This is a genomic window from Microbacterium sp. SORGH_AS_0888 (assembly GCF_030818905.1).
Taxonomy (GTDB): domain Bacteria; phylum Actinomycetota; class Actinomycetes; order Actinomycetales; family Microbacteriaceae; genus Microbacterium.
The window spans coordinates 2,650,341-2,672,421 of the sequence record NZ_JAUTAZ010000001.1 but is presented as its reverse complement, the minus strand read 5'-3'; the positions used below and the strand labels follow the sequence as shown (position 1 = coordinate 2,672,421).

Genomic DNA, 22,081 nt, shown 5'->3' with positions numbered 1-22,081 from the left:
CGAACTCGCGCGTTCCGCTCGATACTCCGCGAGCTTGGGCACGAAGTAGAGGTCGTTTTCCCACGCAACGCGCTCGGGGAGCGTGCGCGCCAAAAGTCGGAAACCTCGCGTCGTCGATTCTCTCCGGTTGGGAGAATTAGCGCTCTCAAGCGGCACTATTTACCTATGCCAACTAAGTGGGGCGCAGTGGACCCGGACCTCACGGCCAACGTCCGATTGCATAAACCAGACCTCGTTATCGTCAGCGCGCTTTCACTGGCTCCGTTTGCCGCCGCTGCCGCTTGTCCCATTTGGGTCGACTTTATGGATGTCTGGAGTCAGTTTGGCCTTCGCGAGGCGACCACGCGGCGCGGCCTCGCCAAGTTGACAGCGAAGCTACAAGCAAAGCTACTCGCTAGGGCGGAGTCCAACCTTCTCGCGAAGTCGTCTATCGCAACCGCGGCGGGTTTTGCAGACGCAGGATTTCTGACCCAGTTAAGTGTCGGCCCGCAAGTGACGTGGCTCCCGACTTGGCTAGGCGAGGTATCGCCACTATTGCCCTCCGGTCGAGAAACACCCGTAGCGGGACTTATCGGAAACTTCGATTTTTGGCCCAATGTCGACGCCTACAACGTGTTAGTGGAAGACTGGCTTCCTGTGCTCGTCGCAGCAGGATACAGAATTTTGGTCGCGGGTCGTCACACAGAAAAGCTTGCACCTCGTCAGCATGTAACCATCGTGGGAGAAGTTCAAGATGTTGGGGAGTTTTACAGCATGATCGACATTTCGCTCGCTCCAATCCGGCTCGGCGGCGGCATCAAAGTCAAGGTGCTTGAGTCGCTTCTTTATGGCCGACCGGTTCTAGGCACACAAGCCGCCTTCGAGGGAATGCCAGCTAGCACGCTCGCCGGGACCGTAACAGCCTCCACGTCACTGTCCGTAGACGTGCTGAGCAGCCTTGCACAAGCCACGATCGACCATGACAAGCTAAACCCTTACACGCGCGCTTTTGCACGTGAGGTAATCAGTCGCCATGTTGCCATCGCCGACGGCGACGCCCTAACAGAAGGGGACCGCTAGTGACGACTCGTCGTTTCGGCAAGATCAAGTCCGTAGCCATAGTCGGCACTCGCGGATACCCCAGCTACTACGGAGGATTCGAGACGGCAGTCCGAAAGATTGCGCCGTATCTAGCTGACAGGGGGTGGGATGTCACTGTATACGGACGCCCCGGTTGGGTGAAAGTCGATGATGCGAACCGCGATGATCGAATTCGAAGCCGCACGAGCTGGGGCATAAGCACTCGCGCATTGTCCACACTGACCTTCAGCCTGTCGGCGACAGTTCTTTCAGCATTCTCTCGCCCATCGGTTGTTCTCATTATGAATGTAGCGAACGGGATCTGGATACCTCTACTCTGGCTGATGCGGATCCCCACATTGGTTCATGTGGACGGAATCGAGTGGGAGCGAGGCAAGTGGGGAACAGTCGCTCGAGCTATATTTAAGCTTGGCGCGCAATTCACGAAGTGGTTTGCCACCGGTTTAATCTATGACGCAAGAGAGATTTCACGCATTTGGGAGAACCGCTACAACCGGAGCGGTTATTACATTGCGTACGGAGGCGACACTCACTCAAAAATTGCTCCGCCGGATGGCGTCCCGTCCGGAGAGTATGCACTACTCGTCGCGCGCTTTGTGCCTGAGAACTCTGTTCGGGAGTTTCTCTCGGCTGTCACCACTCTTCCAGACACCCCGGTGGTCTTTGTAGGTTCGTCGGGCGCAGGAGGCGATCTCGAGAATTCCGTCAAGTTGTTTGTCGAGTCACGAGAGAATGCTGTATGGCTCGGACATGTCCACGACGACGGTCTTTTGTTTTCATTGTGGCAGCACGCCGGCGTTTACTTCCACGGGCATACGGTCGGGGGAACCAATCCAGCGCTTGTTCAAGCCATGGCGCTTGGGGTTCCCATCGTCGCAGTAGAAACACCTTTTAATTCCGAAGTGCTGGGAAACTCGGGGTGGCTTACCGCACGCGACCCGGCCTCGATCGCAACAGCGATCGAGCGGGTGATAAAGGACAAGGAATTGCGCGATGAGCTGTCACTACGCGCTTACGATCGCGCGGTTCAACAGTTTTCTTGGGGGAAAATTTCCTCGGAGTATGATGCCGCGCTTTCCGATACGATTTCACGTGGCGTCCGATCCTTGAAATTGACGGCAACAAATGTCCCGGGCTAATCTTCTGGCACAATTCGGTCAACTCGGGTTGCGCATATTAGGACTGGGAACATCATTAGTGGTCGTAATTGTGTTGGCTCGCTACCTCGGGCCAGCACAGTATGGCTCTTTGACTGCCGGTTTGACATTAGCGTCACTCGCCTACGGTGTCATGGACTCGGGAATTTTTCCGCTGGGCGTAAGACGAATATCGGGCGGAGCACCTCCACTACATGTGGCCAAGATGATGACGCGGTCTCGCCTCATCATGCTTGCAGTGATATCTCCCCTTGTTGTCGCAGTGGCCGTTGTCGCTGGAAACGACAGCAGCTTGATATTACTTGTTTGCGCTTTAAGCACTGTCCCTTACGCCTACACGTCGTATAGGGCTGTCGCAGAAGCTACCGTTAAGCCGCTGCTAGTTGGCGTTCTTCTCGCTTCCCAAAACATCGCCTGGCTCGCTTTGGTTCTAGTCGCGGTTGCAACAAACTTGGACGTCACCACACTTGCATTTATGAGCGTGGCAGCTTGCGCGGTGCAAGCTATACTCTCGTGGCTGACGGCTCGTCTGATTGCACCTGACGACGGCGCCTTCGGCCCGAACCGAGTAACAGCAAGGGATCTGATCAGAGAGGCTTGGCCGCTGGTGTGGTCCTCACTTGCTGTGACGGCGTATTATCGAGGTTCACAACTTGCCGTATTTAGCTTCTCTGCACCGGAAGACGGCGCGTCTTACCTAGCCGCATTCAGGCTCTTGGACGCGGCCCAAGTACTGCCAGCAACAATAATCTCGGTCCTGTTACCCAGACTGGTGAATGCACTTCGTTCGAACGCGGCGCCCGCTCGTCTTTTTATGCAGTATTTTGCTTTCACGATGACGGCAAGTGTATTTGTGTCAGTTACAGTCCTTCTCTTCTCGGACTTCATTGCAACTGTATTGCTAGGGCCAAAATATTCGACCGCACCCACGTACTTGTCGATTGCCTTTTGCGCTTTCCCGTTCATCGCGGGCGCCTACGTACTGACGAGTTCTCTTATAGCGCTTAACCGTGAGCGGCTGATAGCTTTTGTTTCCGCAGCCATCGCAGTTCTCGGATTCTGCGCTGTTACCGCATCCGCTTGGCTAGGTGGCCCAGAAGTCGCAGGCTACGCCGTCGTTTCGGTTGAAGTCGTTCACTTCACGGGTTTGCTCATCGCTCTATTTTTCCAGACACGCAAGGGTTGGTACCGTGATGCTTCCTGAAACAGCTCCACGTGGGCACAGTAAGAGACTGATTGTGATCTTGACGCCGACCTCGAATCGGAGCGCCGGCGGAGTCGAGAGATTCGCTAGCCTCCTCGTTGAGCAGCTTTCGGAGAATTTTGAAGTCGTTCTACATGAGGCTCCGCCCGTCGAAAGCAAGTGGGCGCGGAGGTTTGGATTAACTGCAATTATGCGTGCTCGCCGGTCCCGTATAGCACTGAAGAGCATGAGTCCTGACATTCTCATTACTAACGGAGCACTCGGAGCAGTAGGAGGAGGCCCCTGGCAGCACATCCATGTGTACCACGGAACCCTTCCTTCGCACTCATTCGCTGATCGCGCAGGACGGCGATGGCGCGACTGGCTGGTTTCCGGTGCTATTGGTGGCGGCCTTTGCGAGTTCCTGTCTGGTGTCGGAGCGACCCGCGTCGCGGTTTCAAACTCAGCCGCCGATGAAGTACGACGTCATTACCGTTTCCGCCGACCCATCGTGATCGAGAACGGCGTTCGGATAGCGAGTCCTAGACCGGACTCTGTTCCCCGGGAGCTCGTACTCTTTGTGGGAAGACGTGAAAGCAGAAAAGGATACGAAACCGCAGTTCGTGCGGCCAGCATAGCCGGAAGCATGCTTTCGGTCGCAGGGCCCGGCCATGACGAGCGAACGAACGATTTGGGTCTTCTTACGGAGCCGGAAGTAGCGGCTGCTCTTAGAAAATCTGTGGCATTGATACTTCCTACAAAGTACGAAGCCTGTAGCCTAGCTATCCTCGAAGCCATATCACACGGCTGTCCTGTTATAACTACGCGAGTGGGCTGGATAAGAGATCTTGAGAAGGCAGTGCCAGCCTACTCGAAGCTCCTCATTCCCGCGGAAAGCCCGGCTGCTATCGCAAGTGTGCTAGTGCGTCTCAAGGGCGGCGACAAGGACCTATGGAGAGCCGTGGCTGATGCTCAACAGCTAGTTATGTCACGCAATTCGTTAGAATCTTTCGGAAAGAAGTGGACTTCAGTCGTGCGAGAGGGTCAGGTGAGATCGTGAGTGATAGGCCGCGTTCGCTGAAGATCACGATAGTCATGCCCCACTCTATCGGCGGCGCTAATAGCGGAGATCGCGCGAGGACTCGCGCGTTAGCAGACGAGCTGCGCACGCTCGGCCACAACGTGGCCATTGTGGCTCCGTCCTGGGATGTCATGCGCGGCGACGTAAAGCTTGTTGGGGATGAGTACCTTGTTGGACAAAGTCGCACCGGCTTCGCGAAGGTCATCTGGCGTGCGTCGCTTGCCCTTCGACGGCTATACGACCCTAATGCTCTGCACCACTCTGGTCACCTGCGATCCTCACTGGGAAAAGTCGTCGCGGAGCTAATGCCCGACGTTGTCGATGTCCAACACTCCTACTGGCATATAGACGTAGCCGCGCCAACGGTCGTCACGGTCCATAATGTTCTAGCTAATCCAAGCTTTGACTCTCGATCACGGGCGCAGCGCCGCGTCCGCAATAGATACGAGAGTAAAGCGTTGCGCGATGGTGACGTTATCGTCGTTTTCAGCAACCAGGAGTTCGACCGCTTGACAGCAGCGCATCATATTTCCGACGACGACATATCGATCGTGGAGATTGGCCATCCAGCGACGATCGCCGATCGAAGCCCCCAGGCGCCTCCAGAGCATGCGCTCTTCGTGGGCTCTATCGACTATGGCCCGAATCGAGACGCGGCACAACGCTTGGTGCGTCTTTGGGATAAGGAGGGCGTCCACCTCCCGCCGCTATACATTGTTGGACGCAGAGCATCAGTTCTAGGTGAGACGTCGAACACCAAAGTTCAGATCGTTTCCGATGCTCCGGAGCTCAAGAGCTACTATGACACGGCTATCGCTGCACTTATGCCACTCAACCATGGCGGCGGCGTTCGCCTCAAGGCTCTTGAGGCGATGGCATGGCGGGTTCCCTATCGTGGGCACGGCATTAGCCGTCGAAGGCCTGGGGCTCGATCCCGACGTGAGCTATATTGAAATTACGTCCGAAGAGGATATTCCTTCCGCATTAGAACGGCTTTCGAACCCCGAAGTACGGGAGAATCTAACGGAAAGCGCAGCTGCACGATGGGAAGTCATAGGTTCGCCACAATCTATGACGCAAAAGATGGTCGAAAATTATTCTCGAGCCATTTGTAGACACGAAGAGCATCGTGCAACGCCAGACGGGCGAGATAGATGACTAGCAAACATGATAAAACGGGACCGAACGCAAGGATGCGACCCGAAAAGGATACCCACCCAAGCCAAGATGGCGCACCCACAACGTCGCCTCTCGCTCGCGTGACTCCTACAATCCTAATCATATTGATGATGACGCTTGCCGCGAGCCCAATTACCGATGCGATCGTTACCGGACCAAGCTCATCCGCAATCGTTTTTGCAACACTCTTTGCCACCTTATTCGTGACCACTTTTACCTTTCCATATGTTGCTCTTGGCATTTTGGCTGTTGGTGGCGCACTATACGTAGCGATCGCGCCTGTATCATCTCGTCGTCGCGGTATTGGTGTGCTTATCTTTGGAGTGTTGGCGCTGTGGATTGTTTTTACGTTTGCGCCGCCCGATTCGCTCAGCACTCTGATGCAGAGATTGACAACGACACAGGGTGAAGACAATTTTCGCGGCTCGATGCAGTCGGCAGGCTGGGCCATCGCCGGAGAATACCCCTTCGGCGTTGGGCTAGGCCAATTTTCAGTAGTGATTTTGCAGCATGGCAGCTTTGGAGCGCTCGCTGATCTTGCGCACCATCGCTACTTGCTTACTGCTCTCGTCGCTGAAGTTCGCATTTTTGGCACTGTTGGTGTGTTTCTTATGCTGGCGTTCATCCTAGGCGCGGGCGTTCGTCGCTCTCTTCGGCAAGGGTATCCGCCAACCCTGGGCGTATCTATGGCCATAGCTGGTTTCGCCATTCAAGGCTTCGTGGACTATTTATTCTACGAGACGGCGAGTCTGGTCGCTTTTGCACTGATCCTGGGTCTAGTAGCACCTTCAATTAATGGTCAGACCCGGCCCCGTAGTACCGTCAACCTGTCCTTGGCGTCTTCTAAGAGAGGTACTTTCTAGTGACACGCAAATTGATTGAGTTCGTCTTAAGGCGGGCAGGGCGAAGCTATAAGATCGACCCGGGACTGTCTTCGCTGGACTTGTTAAGCGAAGTGCTGATTCGGGGATTTCAGCTAGTTCGTGGAGTTTTCAGAACTAGGAATCTCATATTCATCGATCGCCGCGTAAAGCTGCGCGGTAAGCGAAAGATCCAGTTCGGGAAGCTTAGCGCCGTTGGTGAAGGTTCGTACATCGATGGAAGAACTCAACGCGGCGTGACGCTGGGCGCGGGAGCAAAAATCGGCCGTTACTGCACAATTTCGGGAACAAGCCATCTCAGCAGGGTCGGCCAAGGTTTCTCGCTGGGCGAGCGAAGCGGCCTGGGGGATTTCGCACATGTCGGCTGTTCTGGCGGAGTTTATATAGGGGAAGACGTTATCGTCGGCCCGTTCGCGACGTTCCATTCGCAAGAGCATAATTTTGGCGATACTCAACTTGCAATCCGACAGCAAGGCACGACCGAAGAGAGCGTGGTGATTGAGTCAGATGTTTGGATCGGGGCAAGGGTAACCATCTTGGCAGGCGTAAGAATATCGACTGGGTCAGTCGTGGCCGCTGGGAGTGTCGTTCGTAGCAGCTTTCCCCCTGGTTCGGTAATTGGGGGGATCCCAGCCCGCGTCCTTCGCATGCGAATGCCTGAGACCTCGGCCACCTAAATGGATTTCAAGAGAACATAATCTCAATGGGTACGGATGGGGTAGCTTAACTGAGATTCGCAAACGCTATTGTCGACGCGTTTACATGACCATCTCGAAGCTTGGCTATCCAGATTTTTCCACTTGGCCGACGACAGTTGATCATGTCGCGTTTTTGCGCATGTCGCCCAGTTTGGCTGCGTTCGTTGTCACGTTTATTTCGGAGTATGCATAATGCGCGGAGTGATTTTAGCCGGCGGATCAGGATCGCGCCTCTGGCCTATAACAAAGGGAGTTTCCAAGCAACTCATCCCTGTGTACGAAAAGCCGATGGTCTACTACCCGTTGTCGACGTTGATGCTCGCAGGTATCCGCGACATCCTCATCATTACGACGCCCCACGATGCGGAGCACTTTGAGCGCCTTCTCGGAGACGGCTCCCAGTTTGGCGTGAGCCTAAGCTACAAGGTTCAGCCCAGCCCCGATGGTCTTGCACAAGCCTTCACGCTCGGCGCAGATCACATAGGTTCCGAGAAGGTCGCTCTCGTGCTGGGCGACAACCTGCTCTATGGACCGGGGCTCGGGACCCAGTTGCAGAAGTTCAGCAACGTCGACGGGGGCGCTGTTTTTGCGTACTGGGTCGCCGAGCCACAGGCGTACGGCGTCGTTGAGTTCGACGACGCCGGCCAGGCGGTCTCGCTCGAGGAGAAGCCCGCGAACCCCAAGTCGAACTACGCGGTTCCCGGCCTCTACTTCTACGACAACGAAGTGGTCGCGATCGCACGCGATCTCAAGCCCAGCCCACGCGGTGAGTATGAGATCACTGACATCAACAGCGCCTACCTCGAACGCGGCAAACTGCAGGTCGAGGTCCTCCCTCGCGGAACGGCGTGGCTCGACACCGGCACGTTCGACCAGATGCTCGACGCGGGTGAGTACGTGCGCACCATGGAGCGCCGCACCGGCATGAAGATCGGCGTCCCCGAAGAGGTCGCGTGGCGACAGGGCTTCCTCTCCGACGCCGAACTCGAAGAGCGAGCGAGCGGGCTCGTCAAGTCCGGCTACGGAACCTACCTACTCGAACAGCTGAAGCGGGGGCGATGACAATGCGACGTTTGTTGGTGACTGGTGGTGCGGGTTTTATTGGGTCGAATTTTGTTCATCATGTGCTTGAGCGCACGGGTGATCATGTGACGGTGTTGGACAAGCTCACCTATGCGGGGAATGTGGCGTCGCTTGCGGGGTTGCCGGGGGACCGGTTCCGGTTTGTGGAGGGGGATATCGCGGACGCGGGGTTGGTGGATGAGTTGTTCGCGGGGGTGGATGCGGTGGTGCATTACGCGGCGGAGTCCCATAACGACAACAGTCTGAATGATCCGCGGCCGTTCCTGGATACGAACATCGTCGGCACGTACACGCTGCTCGAAGCCGCACGGCGGCACGGGACCCGGTTCCATCACATCTCCACGGACGAGGTGTATGGGGATCTGGAGTTGGATGATCCGGCCCGGTTCACCGAGAACACCCCGTACAACCCGTCCTCCCCGTACTCGTCCACGAAGGCCGGCAGTGATCTGCTGGTGCGGGCGTGGGTGCGCTCGTTCGGGGTGCGGGCAACGATCAGCAACTGTTCGAACAACTACGGCCCGTACCAGCATGTGGAGAAGTTCATCCCCCGGCAGATCACGAACGTGATCCGCGGTATCCGACCCAAACTGTACGGGGCCGGGGAGAACGTGCGGGACTGGATCCACGCGGACGACCACTCCAGTGCGGTGCTCACGATTCTGGAGAAGGGGGAGATCGGTCAGACGTATCTGATCGGCGCGGACGGGGAACGCAACAACAAGGACGTGGTCGAACTGATCCTGAGCCTGATGGGTCAGCCCGCGGACGCGTATGACCATGTCACCGACCGTGCCGGTCACGACCTGCGGTACGCGATCGATTCCACCAAACTCCGCACCGAGCTGGGCTGGACCCCCCAATACCGCGACTTCGAAGCAGGCCTTGCCGCGACCATCCACTGGTACCAGCAGAACGAGGCCTGGTGGGCACCCACCAAAGACGGCGTCGAAGCCTTCTACGCCACCAAAGGCCAATAGCCAGCCGTGAGATCCGTGCACGTCGTGGCCCCTCGGGGGCAGCCCCCGGGCGGGCCACGACGTGCAGGAAGTGTTGTGTAGGAACAGGATGCCCCCGCAGACCCTCGGGGGCGGGGATGGGAGCATGGTTGTGACCGAGTACGGCAAAGCGTTGGGTGTGACACAGACCCCGATTCCGGGGTTGGTGGTGTTCGACCTGCCCGTCCACGGCGACAGTCGCGGCTGGTTCAAGGAGAACTGGCAGCGGGAGAAGATGATCCCGGCCGGGCTGCCCGATTTCGGGCCCGTGCAGAACAACATCTCCTTCAACGACGCCACCGGCACCACCCGCGGGATCCACGCCGAACCCTGGGACAAATACGTGTCCGTTGCCACCGGACGCATCTTCGGCGCCTGGGTCGACCTGCGCGAAGGCCCCACCTTCGGCGCCGTGTACACCACCGAACTCGACCCCTCCCGCGCGATCTACGTCCCCCGCGGCGTCGGCAACTCCTACCAAACCCTCGAACCCGACACCGCCTACACCTACCTCGTCAACGACCACTGGTCCCCCACCGCCGCCTACAGCTTCCTCAACCTCGCCGACGAAACCACCAATATCCCCTGGCCCATCCCGCTGGATCAGGCCCAGATCAGCGACAAAGACAAAAACCACCCCCGCCTCGAAGATGTGACCCCCATTCCGCCGAAGAAGATCCTCGTCACCGGAGCGAACGGACAACTCGGCCGCGCCCTCCAACACGAACTCGGCACCCACCCCTGGATCGAATACACCACCCGCGAGACCCTCGACCTCACCCACCCAGACCTCGCCACCGCCCGCCGGTGGCGGGACTACGCCACCATCATCAACGCCGCCGCCTACACCGCCGTCGACACCGCCGAAACCCCCCAAGGCCGCCAAGACGCCTGGGCCGCCAACGCGACAGCCGCCGCCACGCTCGCCCGCATCGCCACCGCCCACGGCATCACCCTCGTCCACATCTCCAGCGACTACGTCTACGACGGCACCAAACCCGACGAATACACCGAAACCGACCCCGTCTCACCCCTCGGCGTCTACGGACCAAACCAAAGCCGCCGCCGACACCATCATCACCACCGTCCCAAACCACTACATCCTCCGCACCAGCTGGGTCATCGGAGACGGCAACAACTTCGTCCGCACCATGGCAAACCTCGCAAACCGCGGCATCAACCCCACCGTCGTCAACGACCAAACCGGACGCCTCACCTTCACCCCCACCATCGCCGAAGCCATCCACCACCTCCTCACCACCCACGCCCCCCACGGCACCTACAACATCACCAACACCGGCCAACCCACCACCTGGTACGACATCGCCCGCACCGTCTACCACCTCACCGGACACGACCCCAACCGCGTCACCCCCACCACCACCACCGACTACTACGCAAACACCACCACACCCATCGCCCCCCGACCCACCAACAGCCTGCTCAACACCACCAAAATCACCAACACCGGATACACACCCCATCCCTGGCAGGACTTGCTCTCGCACTATCTGTCCAGCTGATCGAAGCGAGATCGAGCTCGCTATGTGCGGGCTGATCCTTCTCCGATACGCAATCGTCATGCAGGTCTGATACCAACGATGCAGACCCCACGCACAAGGAGTTCCATGAAGCTTTCTGTCATCGGATGCGGGTACCTCGGTGCCGTCCACGCGGCCGCCATGGCGTCCATCGGCCATGAGGTCGTCGGTATCGACGTCGACCAGCGCAAGATCGACGCACTGTCGAAAGGCGAGGCACCGTTCTTCGAACCCGGACTGCAGGAGATCCTGACCGAGGGCATCACCTCGGGCAAGCTGCGGTTCACGACCGACATGGCCGAGGCCGCGGGCGCCGCCGTACATTTCGTCGGCGTCGGCACTCCGCAGCAGAAGGACGGCTATGCAGCCGACCTCACCTACGTCAACGCCGCGATCGATGGCCTGCTGCCCTACTTGTCCGAGGGCGACCTCGTCGCAGGCAAGTCCACCGTCCCCGTCGGTACCGCAGCGGGGCTCGCTCCACGAATCTCCGAGACCGGTGCGACGCTCGTCTGGAACCCAGAGTTCTTGCGCGAAGGATTCGCTGTGCAGGACACGGTTGACCCAGATCGACTAGTCGCCGGGGTACCTGCCGGGGACGAGGGCGAGCGTGCGGCATCCATCCTGCGCGAGGTCTACCACCCTTCTGTCGCCAAGGGGACACCGTTCATCGTGACCGACTACGCAACCGCTGAGCTCGTCAAAGTTTCTGCCAACGCGTTCCTCGCCACCAAGATCTCCTTCATCAACGCCATGGCTGAGATCGCCGAGGTCACCGGTGCCGACGTCACTAAGCTCGCCGATGCGATCGGGTACGATGCCCGGATCGGGCGCCGCTTCCTGGGTGCGGGGATCGGCTTCGGAGGCGGATGCCTGCCGAAGGACATCCGCGCGTTCTCGGCTCGTGCCGAGGAGCTCGGTCGCGGCGAGTCGGTCGCGTTCCTCCGCCAGATGGACGAGATCAACCTGCGCCGCCGCGACCGGGCCGTGCAGCTCGTCGTCGATGGGCTGGGTGGATCAGCCTTCAAGAAGAACATCACCGTGCTCGGCGCAGCGTTCAAGCCGCACAGCGACGACATCCGCGACTCCCCCGCCCTCGACGTCGCCGTTCGCCTCCACGGCCTCGGTGCATGGGTCACGATCACCGATCCGGCAGCGATCGAGAACGCTCGCCGGGTCCACCCCCAGCTCAACTACGTCGAAGACCGCGACGAAGCACTGCGAGGCGCCGACGCCGTGATCATGGTCACCGAGTGGGACGAATACCGTCGTGAACTCAGCCCCGAGCACGCCTCGACCCTCACCGAAGGACGAGTGATCGTGGACGGCCGGAACGGGCTCGACGCCGCCGCCTGGCGCGCCGCTGGCTGGACGTACTACGGCATGGGGAGGCCGTGAGTCTGCCGTCTAGGCACCACCTAACCGGTCCGCGAGCGGGCTAGGTGTATTGACCTCGACCGTTGTTGATTCGGTCGATGGGGATGCCGCCGATGCCGAGGTGGTGTCTGTCTAGGTTGTAGTGATCGAGCCAGGTGGGCAAGGCTGCGGTGCGGTCGGTGTTCGAGTTCCATGGTCGGGCGTAGGCCCACTCGGTCGCGAGGGTTCGGTTGAGGCGTTCCACTTTCCCGTTGGTCCAGGGGCAGTGCGGGCGGATGAACTTCTGAGTGATTCCGTGCGCGTTGATCACGCCGCGGAATGCGGTGGAGTGACGGTAGGCGAACGCGTTGTCGCTGATGACCCGCTCGACCCTCACTCCGAGGGCGGCGTAGAACGCGACAGCGCGATCTAAGAACCCCGCGGCGGTGACACCCTTCTCGTCGTCGTGGACCTCGGCGTAAGCGACCCGGGAATGGTCATCGATGGCGGTGTGGACGTAGTCGTATCCGCTCTTCAGATGCGACGTCCGATGAACAGCGACGGTCTGGGTCGGATCCGCGCACCACCCGCCGCCGTCCGGGATCCTGCCGAGCTTCTTCACGTCGACATGGATCAGCGAGCCGGGGTGGTCGTGCTCGTAGCGCGCCGCAGTGGCCCGCCTCGCGCGGATGATTCTGCCCGTGACGGGATCCAGCTCGCGAATCAACGGGACTCGGTGGCGGTGCAGCACCCGCCCCACCGTCGACGCGTGCATGCCGAGTCTGCCCGCGATGAACACCGGGCCACGACGGCTGAGATGCCGAATGATCAACACCCGCGTCTCCACACATGGGGCCGTGCGACGAGGATGCGACGCGGCCACGCTGGACCGATCGATCAGCCCCGCCGGTCCGTCCTCCCGGAAGCGGCGCCACCACCGCCACGCCGCCGTGCGAGAGATCCCCATCTCCGCCGCAACATGCGAGACCGGGCGCCCAGATTGGATGCGCTGGACCATGATCAACCTGCCAGCCGGCGTCAGCCGGGCGTTAGCGTGGGACACGAGAGACCTCCGTGGACTCGAGGGAACCTAGACAACTCCAACTCGACCCCGGAGGTCTCTCCTACGTCAACAACGATCCGGGTCAGTACACCTAGGAGCTACGGCCCCTGCACCAAGGAGCGCAGCGTGGGAGCTGAACCCGGTCTTGTGGACACCTGATCTGAGCGGCGAGAGTCGTTCGTGAAGGAGTCAACATGCCTGCAGCTCACCCGGTGGAGTTTCGTCGGAGGGCGGTCGCGCTCGCGCGGTCGAAGGAGAAGCCGATCGCGCAGCTCGCGACTGATCTCGGGATCAGCGAGTCCTGTCTGCGCCGGTGGATGAAGATCGCTGATGTCGACGAGGGCGTCCAGGAAGGCGTGACCTCGGACGAGCGCGCCGAGCTGGTTCGCTTGCGTCGCGAGAACCGGGTTCAAGCTGCGGAGATCGAGATCCTTCGGCAGGCGTCAGCGTATTTCGCTCGGGAGGTGGTCGGCCCAAAAGGGTCTTCCCGGTGATCGACCGCCTCGTCACCACCGGGATCGATGCGTCCCTGGCCTGTCGGGTACTGCGGGTCTCTCGTTCCGGGTATTACGCGTGGAAGAAGCGACCGCCCTCGCATCGTTCTCGAACGGATGCGGACCTGACGGTCACGATCGTCCGCATTCACCGCGACTCCCGAACCAGCTACGGTGCGAGGCGGGTGCATGCGGAGTTGCGGCTCGGGTTGCAGATCCGATGCGGGAAGAAGCGGGTGGCTCGGCTGATGCGCCTGGCCGGGATCGCGGGGATCAGTCACCGTCGCAAACGTGGCAAGGTCCGCCCGCTGCCGGCGCCGCATGAGGATCTCGTGAAACGTCAGTTTGTCGCGGACGGCCCGGACAAACTCTGGGTCACCGATATCACGGAACATCCGACGCGGACCGGGAAGGTCTACTGCGCGGCCGTCGTAGACGTCTTCTCCCGTCGCGTTGTTGGGTGGGCGATCGCCGATCACATCCGCGCGGAGCTCGTTGTCGACGCCCTCGACATGGCTCGGTGGCGGCGGAACCCGGAGCCGGGAACCGTGGTGCATTCGGACCGCGGATCCCAATACACGTCCTGGGTGTTCGGGCATCGGCTCCGCCAAGCTGGACTGCTCGGATCGATGGGCAGGGTCGCGTCCAGCGTCGACAACGGACTCATGGAGTCGTTCTGGTCCACGATGCAACGCGAACTCCTCGACCAGCACGTCTGGCAGAGCCGAGACGAGCTCGGGCAAGCGATCTTCGAATGGATCGAGGCCTGGTACAACCCGAAACGCCGCCACTCCGGCATCGGCGACGTCTCACCGCTCGAGTTCGAGAACACCCATCACGCCGCCATCGCGGCATAATCAACCAACAACCGTGTCCACCGAACCGGGTTCAGCTCCCCGTGCCCCAGAGCAGCCAACCAACGCCGCCCACAGCGAAGAAGCCGTAGATCTCGAAAATGGTCACTGCGACCCAACCGACCGCGCCGATCACGGTCGCCACTGTCGTGAACGTACGCCTGGCCGCCTTTGTCGAGAACGGCGCAGCCAGCTGACCCAGCAGAACCGAGTACACGCTCATGAACGCCAGCGACAACGCAAGCCCGCCGGTGCGTACCCCGCTCTCCAGGGAGTTCCTTGCGATGCCTTCGATGAGGCCCAGCGTCACGGGTACGAACACGAGCAGTAGCCCCGCGTCGATAGCGACGATCCGCACGGCGCTCCTCACCGACGGGAGACTCGCCGCTTGTGACTCATCGAGAAACTTCGACTCAGCGCGAAGGGCCTTCTGCGCGATTGTGAGCTGATCGCGCGCATCGGGAACCACCATGGTGCCGATGAAGAACTGGAAGGTGACGGCAAGCAGACCTACCGTGATCGCGAAGAGTCCCCATCCATGGTCTTCGGGCCGACTCCAGGCTCCCGGCTGCATAGCGCCCGCCCAGACCCCTGCCATCACGGCGCACACCCAGCCCACCAGGTCTGAGCGAGCCTCGACATCCTTTGCGAGCGGCGTACGCCGACGATCGGCGAGCGCGTGTGTGATGCGCAGAATCAGGATACTGCTCGCCAGGAACGGAATCAGAACTGCGCCCGGCGCCAGGAGCCCACGACTGATTGCGACGACCGCGGGACCGGCATCGTTCCAGCCGACGACTGATACGGGGATCTGCACGCCGATCCAGACGAGACCGAGTACGCCGGTGGCGAGCAGGACCGCGGCCGCCGCGCCCATCCACCGTGGTGAGGGCAGCCCCGGGATGAAGCGCGCTGGCGCAGTAGGTGGGTTCGGTAAAGACGAATGAGCCATGTCTCACCACGCTAGAGCGCCATCGAACTCAACAAGAAATAGTCCGTTTAAACGTAACCCTAGATTTAACCCTTAGTGAATCGATCAAGGTCGTCATTCTCGCTGCCAGCGCAGCGATCCCGTGAATTCTTGATGAATCCGTTAGCGACCGTAATACCGCTCGCCTCGGTGCGGATGGGAGGCGCGGCGATCACCGCTCCGATTCGGCGCTGAGACGCGCACGGTCGGCGTCCGCGAGCCGAAGCCGCTCCTCCCCCGCCTGCCGCATTTGATGCTGCTGTACGGCGCGCGCACGGCCCGCTGGCGGCGGACCATCCGACTCCCGCACCCACCTGGCGATCAGGTCCCCGTCAACGCGGACACCTCCCGGAAGGAGGCGCCATCCGCGAGCGCGAGGACCACCGCGTCGCGAAGCAGCGCATCCGCGGCCGCGGCGAGCTGCTGCCCGCGAGCGAGACGATCAGCAGCGGCCGTCGGGACGACGCCACGATGCTGCGGAGTCACGCGATCGGCGGCTTGTGACCCACGAACAGGAGCTGGTTCGAGGAGCCATACAGTCTTCTCGCGCTTGCGCAGTACGTCACGGACGTGCACTCTTGATCGGTGAGATCAAGAATCTGGCCGCCCTCCGCGTCGAGAGTATAAGTGCTGCCCGCAAGAGGGCCATCCGCCACGATCCACTGGTCTATAGCCATGCCCAGACGCTACCGCCCGAAGCGTTGCGATGGTCGCTACACATCTCTGGACGCCGGTGGGATGTCGAAATCGGTTGAAAGGCTTACGATAACCGACCTCTTCCCTCGGCGCTCCTGAACACCATTCTTCTCGAAGCAGCGGATGCGACCCGACTAGTCACTCGAATCTCGGACACTTTCGTGACAGCGGGAAATGTTTCGCGCTCTCGACGAAGCCAGGCGATACACAGTCCTGCTGCGATACCAACCAGCGTTGACCACCGGGCAGTCATCGAAACAAACGGTGCGGTTATCACCGGAACAGGAAGGATGGCCAGAAAGAAACCTGCAGCGCGGACGGCATCAGGGGCCAGTCGCGACCGAACAACGCGGAAGCCTGCTACCACCGCGATAACCAACAGGATCGTGAACAAAACCAACCCCAATAAACCCCACCGCAGCCAGACCTGGAGGAACTCGTTATGGACGTATAGTGATGTGCCGCCAGCCGCAAATCCCCCGACTTGTGACGAGAAAATTCCAACCCCCATGAGCGGTGATGCAAGCGCCGCCGCCCACCCAACCTCTAGATCAGAGACGTGAAGACCGGCTGATGTCTGCTCCGCCGGTGCGCTTGAAATCGCTTCGAACACCTGCCCAGCTTGCTGCCAAACATCGTCCAAAACCCCTGGAACAAGAAGAACACCTACCGCAGAAACGGGTATGGCGATGAACAGGAACCGGCGCAATCCCCGCCCTCCACGCGCCAACATCACAACCAACGCAGCGGTTACAATTGCTGCGAACCAAACACTTCGGCGGAAGCAGAGAATTACCACCACCGCGGAGATAGAAAGAAGTATGACGTGACCGATGGTCCACTTTCTCCTCGTGAACAGCAGGAGCAGGAACATAGTAAGGAACAGTGCCGACGTAGCAGTGTCGTGGAAAATCTTGATCTGAACGCCACCGTAGTCGATCGGCGCGAGCGGCCCACTCGACGCCGCCAATAAAGCGATCAGCACGTTAACTCCAAGGCCCGCAGCGGCAGCCACATAGATCCCGGCGATGGAGCGCTCATCGGAAATTGAACCTATTAAGTATCCAACCCCCAAAAAGAATGAGAGGGACCATCTGAAGCGACGATCCCAGGAAGGCATTCACCACCTGAGTCTGACCAGACTGGATCGCCCCGATCGAAAGCACCCAGATCGCGAGTATAATCCAAACAATCCAGAATGTATCTGACCGTGCTCGTCGACGCATCTTCACAAGATGAATCGCCGCAGCAGAGAGAACGAGAATTGCAACGAGGGGTACGGATCCAACCTTAGTGAAGTACAACCAGTTGCCGAATACGAGCCACTGATTGCTGGTCCAAAAGTCGGCAGGATCCTTGATCTCTTGCGCCACCACAAGCGCAAAAACAAGAACCTCGACCGGGCGCCACATGAGTAAGCCAAAACCGGCCAACGCCGCAATGACCAACCAGGATTGAGTGACGTTAGATAGCAGCGCCCAGGTCCCAAGTACGGCAACCACACCGGCGACCACAGTCAGCCACACACCCTGAGTTCTCCCCATGGGCATGAGAGTACAGCCTCAAAGAGAGGGCTCATGCCCTTTACGCCGCCGCGTCGCCTGCGGCCATGTCACGTGCCTGCGCGGCGTCCGCTTGGCGACGTCGGCCTTCCTCGTTGATCTCGTGGAGGCGCTGCGCGGCGACGGCGGCGCGCTGGTCGCTTTCGGCGAGAAGGCGTCCGACACGATCGAGAAGATAGAGAAGGCCATCCATGGTCATGCGGTTGTCCCGTCTGTGATGAAGCCCCCGAGGCAAGCTCGGTCAGAAGCGCAGCCAGGGCAGGATTCCCGCCCCGACTGCCGGTGATCGTGGCTTTCGCTGAGGGCGTCGCACCGAGGAAGCCGATCGCGCCCTTCTTGAACTCGCACGCGACAGCGCCGCCCGACTCGCTCCCGGGCGTTGTCGTGTTGTCGTAGCCGATGAACTGCACAGTCCCGACATTGGAGGTCGGGATCGCTTTCACGTTGTAGGTGGAGCCGCCCGAGTAGTACTGGCAGAACCGGGCGCCGTCGTATCGGTTCACCGCCCTGTGCTGGTTCGAGCCGAGATGCTGGACGATCTCGAAGCCTTTCCCCTACCAGCTGTCGTCGGCCTTGTTGCGGAAGCGGATGCGCGCCAGGCCGTCGTTGTTCTGGAGATCCAGCAGCACCGACCCGTCCGCTGGGGGTGGTTCGCGATGGAGAAGTTGATCCCGACCGCTGACCCGGTGACCGCTTGCGACAAGGTCACAGCGGTCGTGGACAGTCGTGCGGCGATGGTCGTGCCGGGCGGGATGACGAAGCCCTCACCGCGGCTCGGGGTCTGCGCGATGATCTGCCCCACATCCGCAGCGGTGAAGTTCGCAGTCGCCGATGTGAACGTCTTACCGTCGCCAGAGGTGGACGTCACACCGTCGGGGAACCCTACGCCTCGGGCGGATCGGATGCTGACTGGCGACGTACCCTCATGGATGTTCACCAGCAGTGGGATGTTCCCGCTCCGTGCACAGTCATCGATAACGAGCCCCGGACCGGAATGCGAGGGGTTCATCGCGATCCACTCACCCGGGCCCGAGTTCTTCAGCGCCAGAAGAATCGCACCCGCAGCGCCCTGGTCGGTCCCCCAAGTGGATACATACCCTCCCGACCCAGCCTCGGCACGCCAGCGCGTCAGGTAACCGCCGGCGGCCGCGCAACCCCAGTCGAAGCGACCGCCACTAGACAGACTATCGCCGTCCTGCCGCATCGTGGTCGGAACGCCGGCCGCGGCGATGAGCATGTCATCGAAACATCTCCCATACTTGTCTTTCATGTACGCCACGGCCCCCTCAAAGATGATGTCGTCGATGTCGCCGGTCGCGGTTTTCACGTGGATCGTCGTGAGGGAGCCCGCGGGCAGCGGGTCACCGTTTTGATCGACGAAGCGAACAAAGTCAAAAATATGTTGATCAGGGTTACCCGAAGGAGTTGAAATGAATCGCAAAGAATTCAACGAAGCAATTCGCGCTCTCAATCCAAATGTTGAGGATCCGGCGGCGGGTTTGATCCGTTTAGCTGCGAGTCGTGACGATCTGACAGGCCTCCCCTACAACTTCGTTCCCGTCGGCGGCGGGCTGCATGAGATCCTCGTGCCAGGTGATAGAGGTGGTTTCTCACACATGGAGACCAGCGACTACAGCAAGCCCTTCATAGGGACACTAGATGAGGCGTATCAGCGAGTCTTTGACGAACGACGCCGCATGCGGGAACAGCGACTGGCCGCGCTCGCCGACGCTCGCTCCAGGGACGAGGACGCGGGATCTCGTTCCGAGCGAGATGGGACGCGCATGGAACTTGCAGCCGACAATGACGATTAAGGATGCCGCGAATGCGATCACATATCTAGCAGCCGGCCGCAACGATCTGACAGGACTCCCGTTCAACATTGTCCCCGTAGGGGGCGGGCTATATGAGATTCTCTGCCCTTCGGGACGCAGGGACTTCTTCGCTCTGGAGACTGCCGACTACAGCGCAACGTTCGTGGGCACATTGGATGAGGCGTATCAGCGAGTGTTCGATGAACTAGGCGGGAAGCACTAGCGGCGAGACCCGACCTCGCGCGAAAGTTGCAGATGCTCTTCGCATATGCCACTCCCCCTGGAATCGACAGTGGATACCTGTGTCTCCTATCAACGAGTCGTCGTTCGATGTCAGCGTTGCTAGAGACGGCAGCGGGTTCGGGATCGACGGGCTTTTCGACCAGAACGCGAGGATTGCAGCCACGAGCATGTCCCTGGTCCCTCGCGACTCGCCTCGAGTCCTCGCGATCGATCCACGGATCGACGCCTTCGTCGACCTCACTCCGGGCATCTCTGCCGAACAGATCGAGGCCGGATGGCAACCGGTAGGAGCGTTCAGCGAGGCCGACTGAGCGCAATCCGCGCCTTCTTCGCAGGCAAGAGGGTCGGTCGCTGCATCTTCTTGAGCGCAACGGGAAACGATCCGTTCATACGTCATCCCTAGGTTACCCCTGTGACTCGTACATCGATCAAGGCCGTCATCCCCGCGGCCGGTCTGGGGACTCGCTTCCTGCCCGCCACCAAAGCCATGCCGAAGGAGATGCTGCCCGTCGTCGACAAGCCGGCGATCCAATACGTCGTTGAAGAGGCGGTCGCCGCCGGAAGTGACGACGTGCTCGTCGTCGTCGGCCGCAACAAGAACGCCCTCGCCAACCACTTCGACCGCGTCACCGAGCTCGAGCACACGCTCGCGCAGAAGGGTGACGACTCCAAGCTCGAAAAGGTGATGGCCGCCAGCCGACTCGCCGACGTGCACTTCGTGCGCCAGGGTGACCCGCTCGGCCTCGGTCACGCGGTGCTCCGTGCCCGCAAGCACGTCGGCAACGAGACCTTCGCCGTGCTGCTCGGCGACGACCTGATCGACGCCCGCGACGTGCTGCTCTCGCGCATGATCGAGGTGTCGCGCACGCAGTCGGCCACAGTCATCGCGCTCATGGAGGTCGACCCCTCGCACATCCACATGTACGGATGCGCAGCTGTCGACGCAACCGGTGAGGACGACGTCGTGAAGGTCAAGTACCTCGTCGAGAAGCCCGCCGCCGCCGATGCGCCGAGCAACCTCGCCGTCATCGGCCGCTACGTGCTCAAGCCGGAGATCTTCGACGTCCTCGAGAAGACCGAGCCCGGCAAGGGCGGTGAGATCCAGCTGACCGACGCGCTCGAAGCCCTCGCCGCCGACGAGGAGATCGCAGGTCCTGTGCTCGGCGTCGTGTTCCGTGGTCGCCGCTACGACACCGGCGACCGTCTCGACTACATCAAGTCGAACGTGCTTCTCGCACTCGACCGAGACGATCTCGGCCCCGACCTCAGCGCCTGGGTCAAGGAACTCGCCGAACGGCTCTGATCCCCCCAGGGGAGGAGTCCCGGCCGCCTACAGCTGGGGGCGCGGCGGCCGGGACCCTGACCCCCTACGGGCCAATCCGAGACTGTCACGGCATTGGGGGAGAATCCCTGTCAACGAGGCACTTTCACACTCGATTCATACCCGGATTCATCCGGCGTCATGTCAGCGCGAGGAGGAAACGCGGCGTTCACGCCGCGCAAGTAGCATCGCTCGTGTGACCACGACAGCCTCCCCGGGTGCGACGGGCACCGGCCCGCAGCGTGTCGCCCCCGGGGGACGACGGCGCCGTATCCGGCCGATCCGGGTGGTGTTGATCGCCGTGGTCGCGCTCGTCGCGACGGCGATCATCGCCGGGCTTCCGCTCTACGTGTTTCCACCGCAGGGCGATGCCGATGGGGCGGACCTCGTCTACGTCATAGGACCGCCGCGCGAGCAGCGGATCGATCTCGCCGAGAAGTTGCGCGACGACGACCCCTCGCTGCACGCACTGGTCTCGGTGTCCAGCTCCGACGACAAACGCGGCGATGCGACGTTCGACGCATCCTCACTCGATTTCTGCCAAGAGCACGGCGTGACGTGCGAGACACCGGCCCCCTTCACGACCAAGGGCGAAGCGAAGATGCTCACCGAGTACGCCAAGACGCACAAGGTCGGCAAGACCGTCGTGATCACCTTCACCCCGCATGTCGCGCGCACCCGCTACATCTTCGCCAAGTGCTACGCGGGCGACGTCACCGTCGTCGGCGTCGATGAACACCTGTCGTTGACCGACTGGATCTACCAGTACGCCTATCAGACGACTGCGTTCGTGAAGGCCTGGGCGACCCCCTGCCCGTGAAGCACGA

The 22,081-nt window shown here is 60.6% G+C and carries 24 protein-coding genes and 1 pseudogene; 17 read left to right on the top strand and 8 right to left on the bottom strand.

From position 1 onward, the window contains the following. Nucleotides 1-165: 165 nt before the first annotated feature. The 6 genes from QE381_RS13015 to QE381_RS12995 all read left to right on the top strand — a co-directional run bounded on the left by QE381_RS13015 (nt 166) and on the right by QE381_RS12995 (nt 6,543). Nucleotides 166-1,059 carry a glycosyltransferase gene (locus QE381_RS13015; RefSeq protein WP_373426944.1) on the top strand — a complete coding sequence of 298 codons (894 nt, stop codon included), beginning with the start codon at nt 166-168 and terminating at the stop codon, nt 1,057-1,059. Further along, a complete protein-coding gene (locus QE381_RS13010) occupies nt 1,059-2,219 on the top strand; it encodes a glycosyltransferase (protein WP_373426943.1) in 1,161 nt (386 codons plus the stop codon). Before QE381_RS13015 ends, QE381_RS13010 begins: the two co-directional genes overlap by 1 nt. Next, nucleotides 2,206-3,441, top strand: a complete 1,236-nt coding sequence (locus tag QE381_RS13005) for an oligosaccharide flippase family protein (protein ID WP_307218783.1) — start codon at nt 2,206-2,208, stop codon at nt 3,439-3,441. Before QE381_RS13010 ends, QE381_RS13005 begins: the two co-directional genes overlap by 14 nt. Then, nucleotides 3,431-4,480 carry a glycosyltransferase family 4 protein gene (locus tag QE381_RS17935; RefSeq protein WP_373426993.1) on the top strand — a complete coding sequence of 350 codons (1,050 nt, stop codon included), beginning with the start codon at nt 3,431-3,433 and terminating at the stop codon, nt 4,478-4,480. The genes QE381_RS13005 and QE381_RS17935 overlap by 11 nt, the downstream gene beginning before the upstream one ends. A 35-nt stretch (nt 4,481-4,515) precedes the next feature. Continuing rightward, the gene (locus QE381_RS17930; protein ID WP_373426942.1) at nt 4,516-5,454 is read left to right on the top strand and encodes a glycosyltransferase; all 939 of its coding nucleotides are present in this window, start codon (nt 4,516-4,518) and stop codon (nt 5,452-5,454) included. Nucleotides 5,455-5,787: 333 nt separating this feature from the next. Further along, complete coding sequence (locus QE381_RS12995; RefSeq protein ID WP_307218779.1) at nt 5,788-6,543, top strand: O-antigen ligase; 756 nt, start codon at nt 5,788-5,790, stop codon at nt 6,541-6,543. A gap of 113 nt (nt 6,544-6,656) precedes the next feature. On the opposite strand, the gene QE381_RS12990 is transcribed toward QE381_RS12995, so the two are convergent. Further along, on the bottom strand, nt 6,657-7,016 hold the full coding sequence (locus tag QE381_RS12990; protein ID WP_307220599.1) for a hypothetical protein: 360 nt from the start codon (nt 7,014-7,016) through the stop codon (nt 6,657-6,659). Nucleotides 7,017-7,052: 36 nt separating this feature from the next. Between QE381_RS12990 and QE381_RS12985 the strand changes: the two genes are divergently transcribed. The 5 genes and pseudogenes from QE381_RS12985 to QE381_RS12965 all read left to right on the top strand — a co-directional run bounded on the left by QE381_RS12985 (nt 7,053) and on the right by QE381_RS12965 (nt 12,279). Then, on the top strand, nt 7,053-7,238 hold the full coding sequence (locus QE381_RS12985) for a DapH/DapD/GlmU-related protein (protein WP_307220516.1): 186 nt from the start codon (nt 7,053-7,055) through the stop codon (nt 7,236-7,238). Between the two features lie 213 nt (nt 7,239-7,451). Beyond that, nucleotides 7,452-8,321, top strand: a complete 870-nt coding sequence (gene rfbA / locus QE381_RS12980; RefSeq protein WP_307218777.1) for a glucose-1-phosphate thymidylyltransferase RfbA — start codon at nt 7,452-7,454, stop codon at nt 8,319-8,321. A 2-nt stretch (nt 8,322-8,323) separates the two neighbouring features. Further along, nucleotides 8,324-9,322: a dTDP-glucose 4,6-dehydratase gene (rfbB, locus tag QE381_RS12975; RefSeq protein ID WP_307220514.1), complete on the top strand. Its 999-nt coding sequence runs from the start codon at nt 8,324-8,326 to the stop codon at nt 9,320-9,322. Between the two features lie 124 nt (nt 9,323-9,446). Then, nucleotides 9,447-10,863, top strand: a pseudogene (locus QE381_RS12970) (sugar nucleotide-binding protein). A 105-nt stretch (nt 10,864-10,968) separates the two neighbouring features. Further along, nucleotides 10,969-12,279: a UDP-glucose/GDP-mannose dehydrogenase family protein gene (locus QE381_RS12965; RefSeq protein WP_307218775.1), complete on the top strand. Its 1,311-nt coding sequence runs from the start codon at nt 10,969-10,971 to the stop codon at nt 12,277-12,279. 40 nt (nt 12,280-12,319) lie between these two features. Here the strand turns inward: QE381_RS12965 and QE381_RS12960 are convergent, their stop codons facing one another. After that, a complete protein-coding gene (locus tag QE381_RS12960; protein WP_307218773.1) occupies nt 12,320-13,300 on the bottom strand; it encodes an IS481 family transposase in 981 nt (326 codons plus the stop codon). A 194-nt stretch (nt 13,301-13,494) separates the two neighbouring features. Between QE381_RS12960 and QE381_RS12955 the strand changes: the two genes are divergently transcribed. Together QE381_RS12955 and QE381_RS12950 are read left to right on the top strand one after the other, a co-directional pair. Continuing rightward, nucleotides 13,495-13,794: a transposase gene (locus QE381_RS12955; RefSeq protein ID WP_307218771.1), complete on the top strand. Its 300-nt coding sequence runs from the start codon at nt 13,495-13,497 to the stop codon at nt 13,792-13,794. Next, a complete protein-coding gene (locus QE381_RS12950; protein ID WP_307218769.1) occupies nt 13,791-14,651 on the top strand; it encodes an IS3 family transposase in 861 nt (286 codons plus the stop codon). Before QE381_RS12955 ends, QE381_RS12950 begins: the two co-directional genes overlap by 4 nt. A 31-nt stretch (nt 14,652-14,682) precedes the next feature. On the opposite strand, the gene QE381_RS12945 is transcribed toward QE381_RS12950, so the two are convergent. The 6 genes from QE381_RS12945 to QE381_RS12920 all read right to left on the bottom strand — a co-directional run bounded on the left by QE381_RS12945 (nt 14,683) and on the right by QE381_RS12920 (nt 19,203). Continuing rightward, nucleotides 14,683-15,525 carry a hypothetical protein gene (locus tag QE381_RS12945; protein ID WP_307218768.1) on the bottom strand — a complete coding sequence of 281 codons (843 nt, stop codon included), beginning with the start codon at nt 15,523-15,525 and terminating at the stop codon, nt 14,683-14,685. Between the two features lie 414 nt (nt 15,526-15,939). Next, nucleotides 15,940-16,104, bottom strand: a complete 165-nt coding sequence (locus tag QE381_RS12940) for a hypothetical protein (RefSeq protein WP_307218766.1) — start codon at nt 16,102-16,104, stop codon at nt 15,940-15,942. Between the two features lie 274 nt (nt 16,105-16,378). Then, nucleotides 16,379-17,299, bottom strand: a complete 921-nt coding sequence (locus tag QE381_RS12935) for an O-antigen ligase (RefSeq protein ID WP_307218765.1) — start codon at nt 17,297-17,299, stop codon at nt 16,379-16,381. Nucleotides 17,300-17,351: 52 nt separating this feature from the next. Then, nucleotides 17,352-17,858 (bottom strand): hypothetical protein, encoded by a 507-nt coding sequence (locus QE381_RS12930; protein ID WP_307218764.1) that lies wholly within the window; start codon nt 17,856-17,858, stop codon nt 17,352-17,354. 40 nt (nt 17,859-17,898) lie between these two features. Continuing rightward, entirely contained in the window at nt 17,899-18,069 is a 171-nt protein-coding gene (locus QE381_RS12925; protein WP_307218763.1) for a hypothetical protein, read from the bottom strand. A gap of 306 nt (nt 18,070-18,375) precedes the next feature. Further along, on the bottom strand, nt 18,376-19,203 hold the full coding sequence (locus tag QE381_RS12920) for a hypothetical protein (RefSeq protein ID WP_307218761.1): 828 nt from the start codon (nt 19,201-19,203) through the stop codon (nt 18,376-18,378). Between the two features lie 103 nt (nt 19,204-19,306). On the opposite strand from QE381_RS12920, the gene QE381_RS12915 reads away from it, so the two are divergent. The 4 genes from QE381_RS12915 (at nt 19,307) to QE381_RS12900 (ending at nt 22,074) form a co-directional block, all read left to right on the top strand. Further along, nucleotides 19,307-19,690 (top strand): hypothetical protein, encoded by a 384-nt coding sequence (locus QE381_RS12915; RefSeq protein WP_307218760.1) that lies wholly within the window; start codon nt 19,307-19,309, stop codon nt 19,688-19,690. Between the two features lie 410 nt (nt 19,691-20,100). Further along, complete coding sequence (locus QE381_RS12910) at nt 20,101-20,244, top strand: hypothetical protein (RefSeq protein WP_307218758.1); 144 nt, start codon at nt 20,101-20,103, stop codon at nt 20,242-20,244. Nucleotides 20,245-20,345: 101 nt separating this feature from the next. Next, the gene (galU, locus tag QE381_RS12905) at nt 20,346-21,236 is read left to right on the top strand and encodes a UTP--glucose-1-phosphate uridylyltransferase GalU (protein WP_307218756.1); all 891 of its coding nucleotides are present in this window, start codon (nt 20,346-20,348) and stop codon (nt 21,234-21,236) included. Between the two features lie 214 nt (nt 21,237-21,450). Beyond that, nucleotides 21,451-22,074, top strand: a complete 624-nt coding sequence (locus QE381_RS12900) for a YdcF family protein (protein ID WP_307218755.1) — start codon at nt 21,451-21,453, stop codon at nt 22,072-22,074. The last annotated feature ends 7 nt before the right edge of the window (nt 22,075-22,081 follow it).

Bases quoted from the DNA above. Each gene is read 5' to 3' on its own strand.
- QE381_RS12910 (WP_307218758.1), top strand. From the start codon at position 20,101: ATGTCCCTGGTCCCTCGCGACTCGCCTCGAGTCCTCGCGATCGATCCA.
- QE381_RS12925 (WP_307218763.1), bottom strand. From the start codon at position 18,069: ATGGATGGCCTTCTCTATCTTCTCGATCGTGTCGGACGCCTTCTCGCC.
- QE381_RS17935 (WP_373426993.1), top strand. From the start codon at position 3,431: ATGCTTCCTGAAACAGCTCCACGTGGGCACAGTAAGAGACTGATTGTG.
- QE381_RS12995 (WP_307218779.1), top strand. From the start codon at position 5,788: ATGATGACGCTTGCCGCGAGCCCAATTACCGATGCGATCGTTACCGGA.
- QE381_RS12915 (WP_307218760.1), top strand. From the start codon at position 19,307: ATGAATCGCAAAGAATTCAACGAAGCAATTCGCGCTCTCAATCCAAAT.
- QE381_RS17930 (WP_373426942.1), top strand. From the start codon at position 4,516: ATGCCCCACTCTATCGGCGGCGCTAATAGCGGAGATCGCGCGAGGACT.
- rfbA (WP_307218777.1), top strand. From the start codon at position 7,452: ATGCGCGGAGTGATTTTAGCCGGCGGATCAGGATCGCGCCTCTGGCCT.
- QE381_RS13015 (WP_373426944.1), top strand. From the start codon at position 166: ATGCCAACTAAGTGGGGCGCAGTGGACCCGGACCTCACGGCCAACGTC.
- QE381_RS12965 (WP_307218775.1), top strand. From the start codon at position 10,969: ATGAAGCTTTCTGTCATCGGATGCGGGTACCTCGGTGCCGTCCACGCG.
- QE381_RS12955 (WP_307218771.1), top strand. From the start codon at position 13,495: ATGCCTGCAGCTCACCCGGTGGAGTTTCGTCGGAGGGCGGTCGCGCTC.
- rfbB (WP_307220514.1), top strand. From the start codon at position 8,324: ATGCGACGTTTGTTGGTGACTGGTGGTGCGGGTTTTATTGGGTCGAAT.
- QE381_RS12945 (WP_307218768.1), bottom strand. From the start codon at position 15,525: ATGGGCGCGGCGGCCGCGGTCCTGCTCGCCACCGGCGTACTCGGTCTC.
- QE381_RS12930 (WP_307218764.1), bottom strand. From the start codon at position 17,858: ATGGGGAGAACTCAGGGTGTGTGGCTGACTGTGGTCGCCGGTGTGGTT.
- QE381_RS13005 (WP_307218783.1), top strand. From the start codon at position 2,206: ATGTCCCGGGCTAATCTTCTGGCACAATTCGGTCAACTCGGGTTGCGC.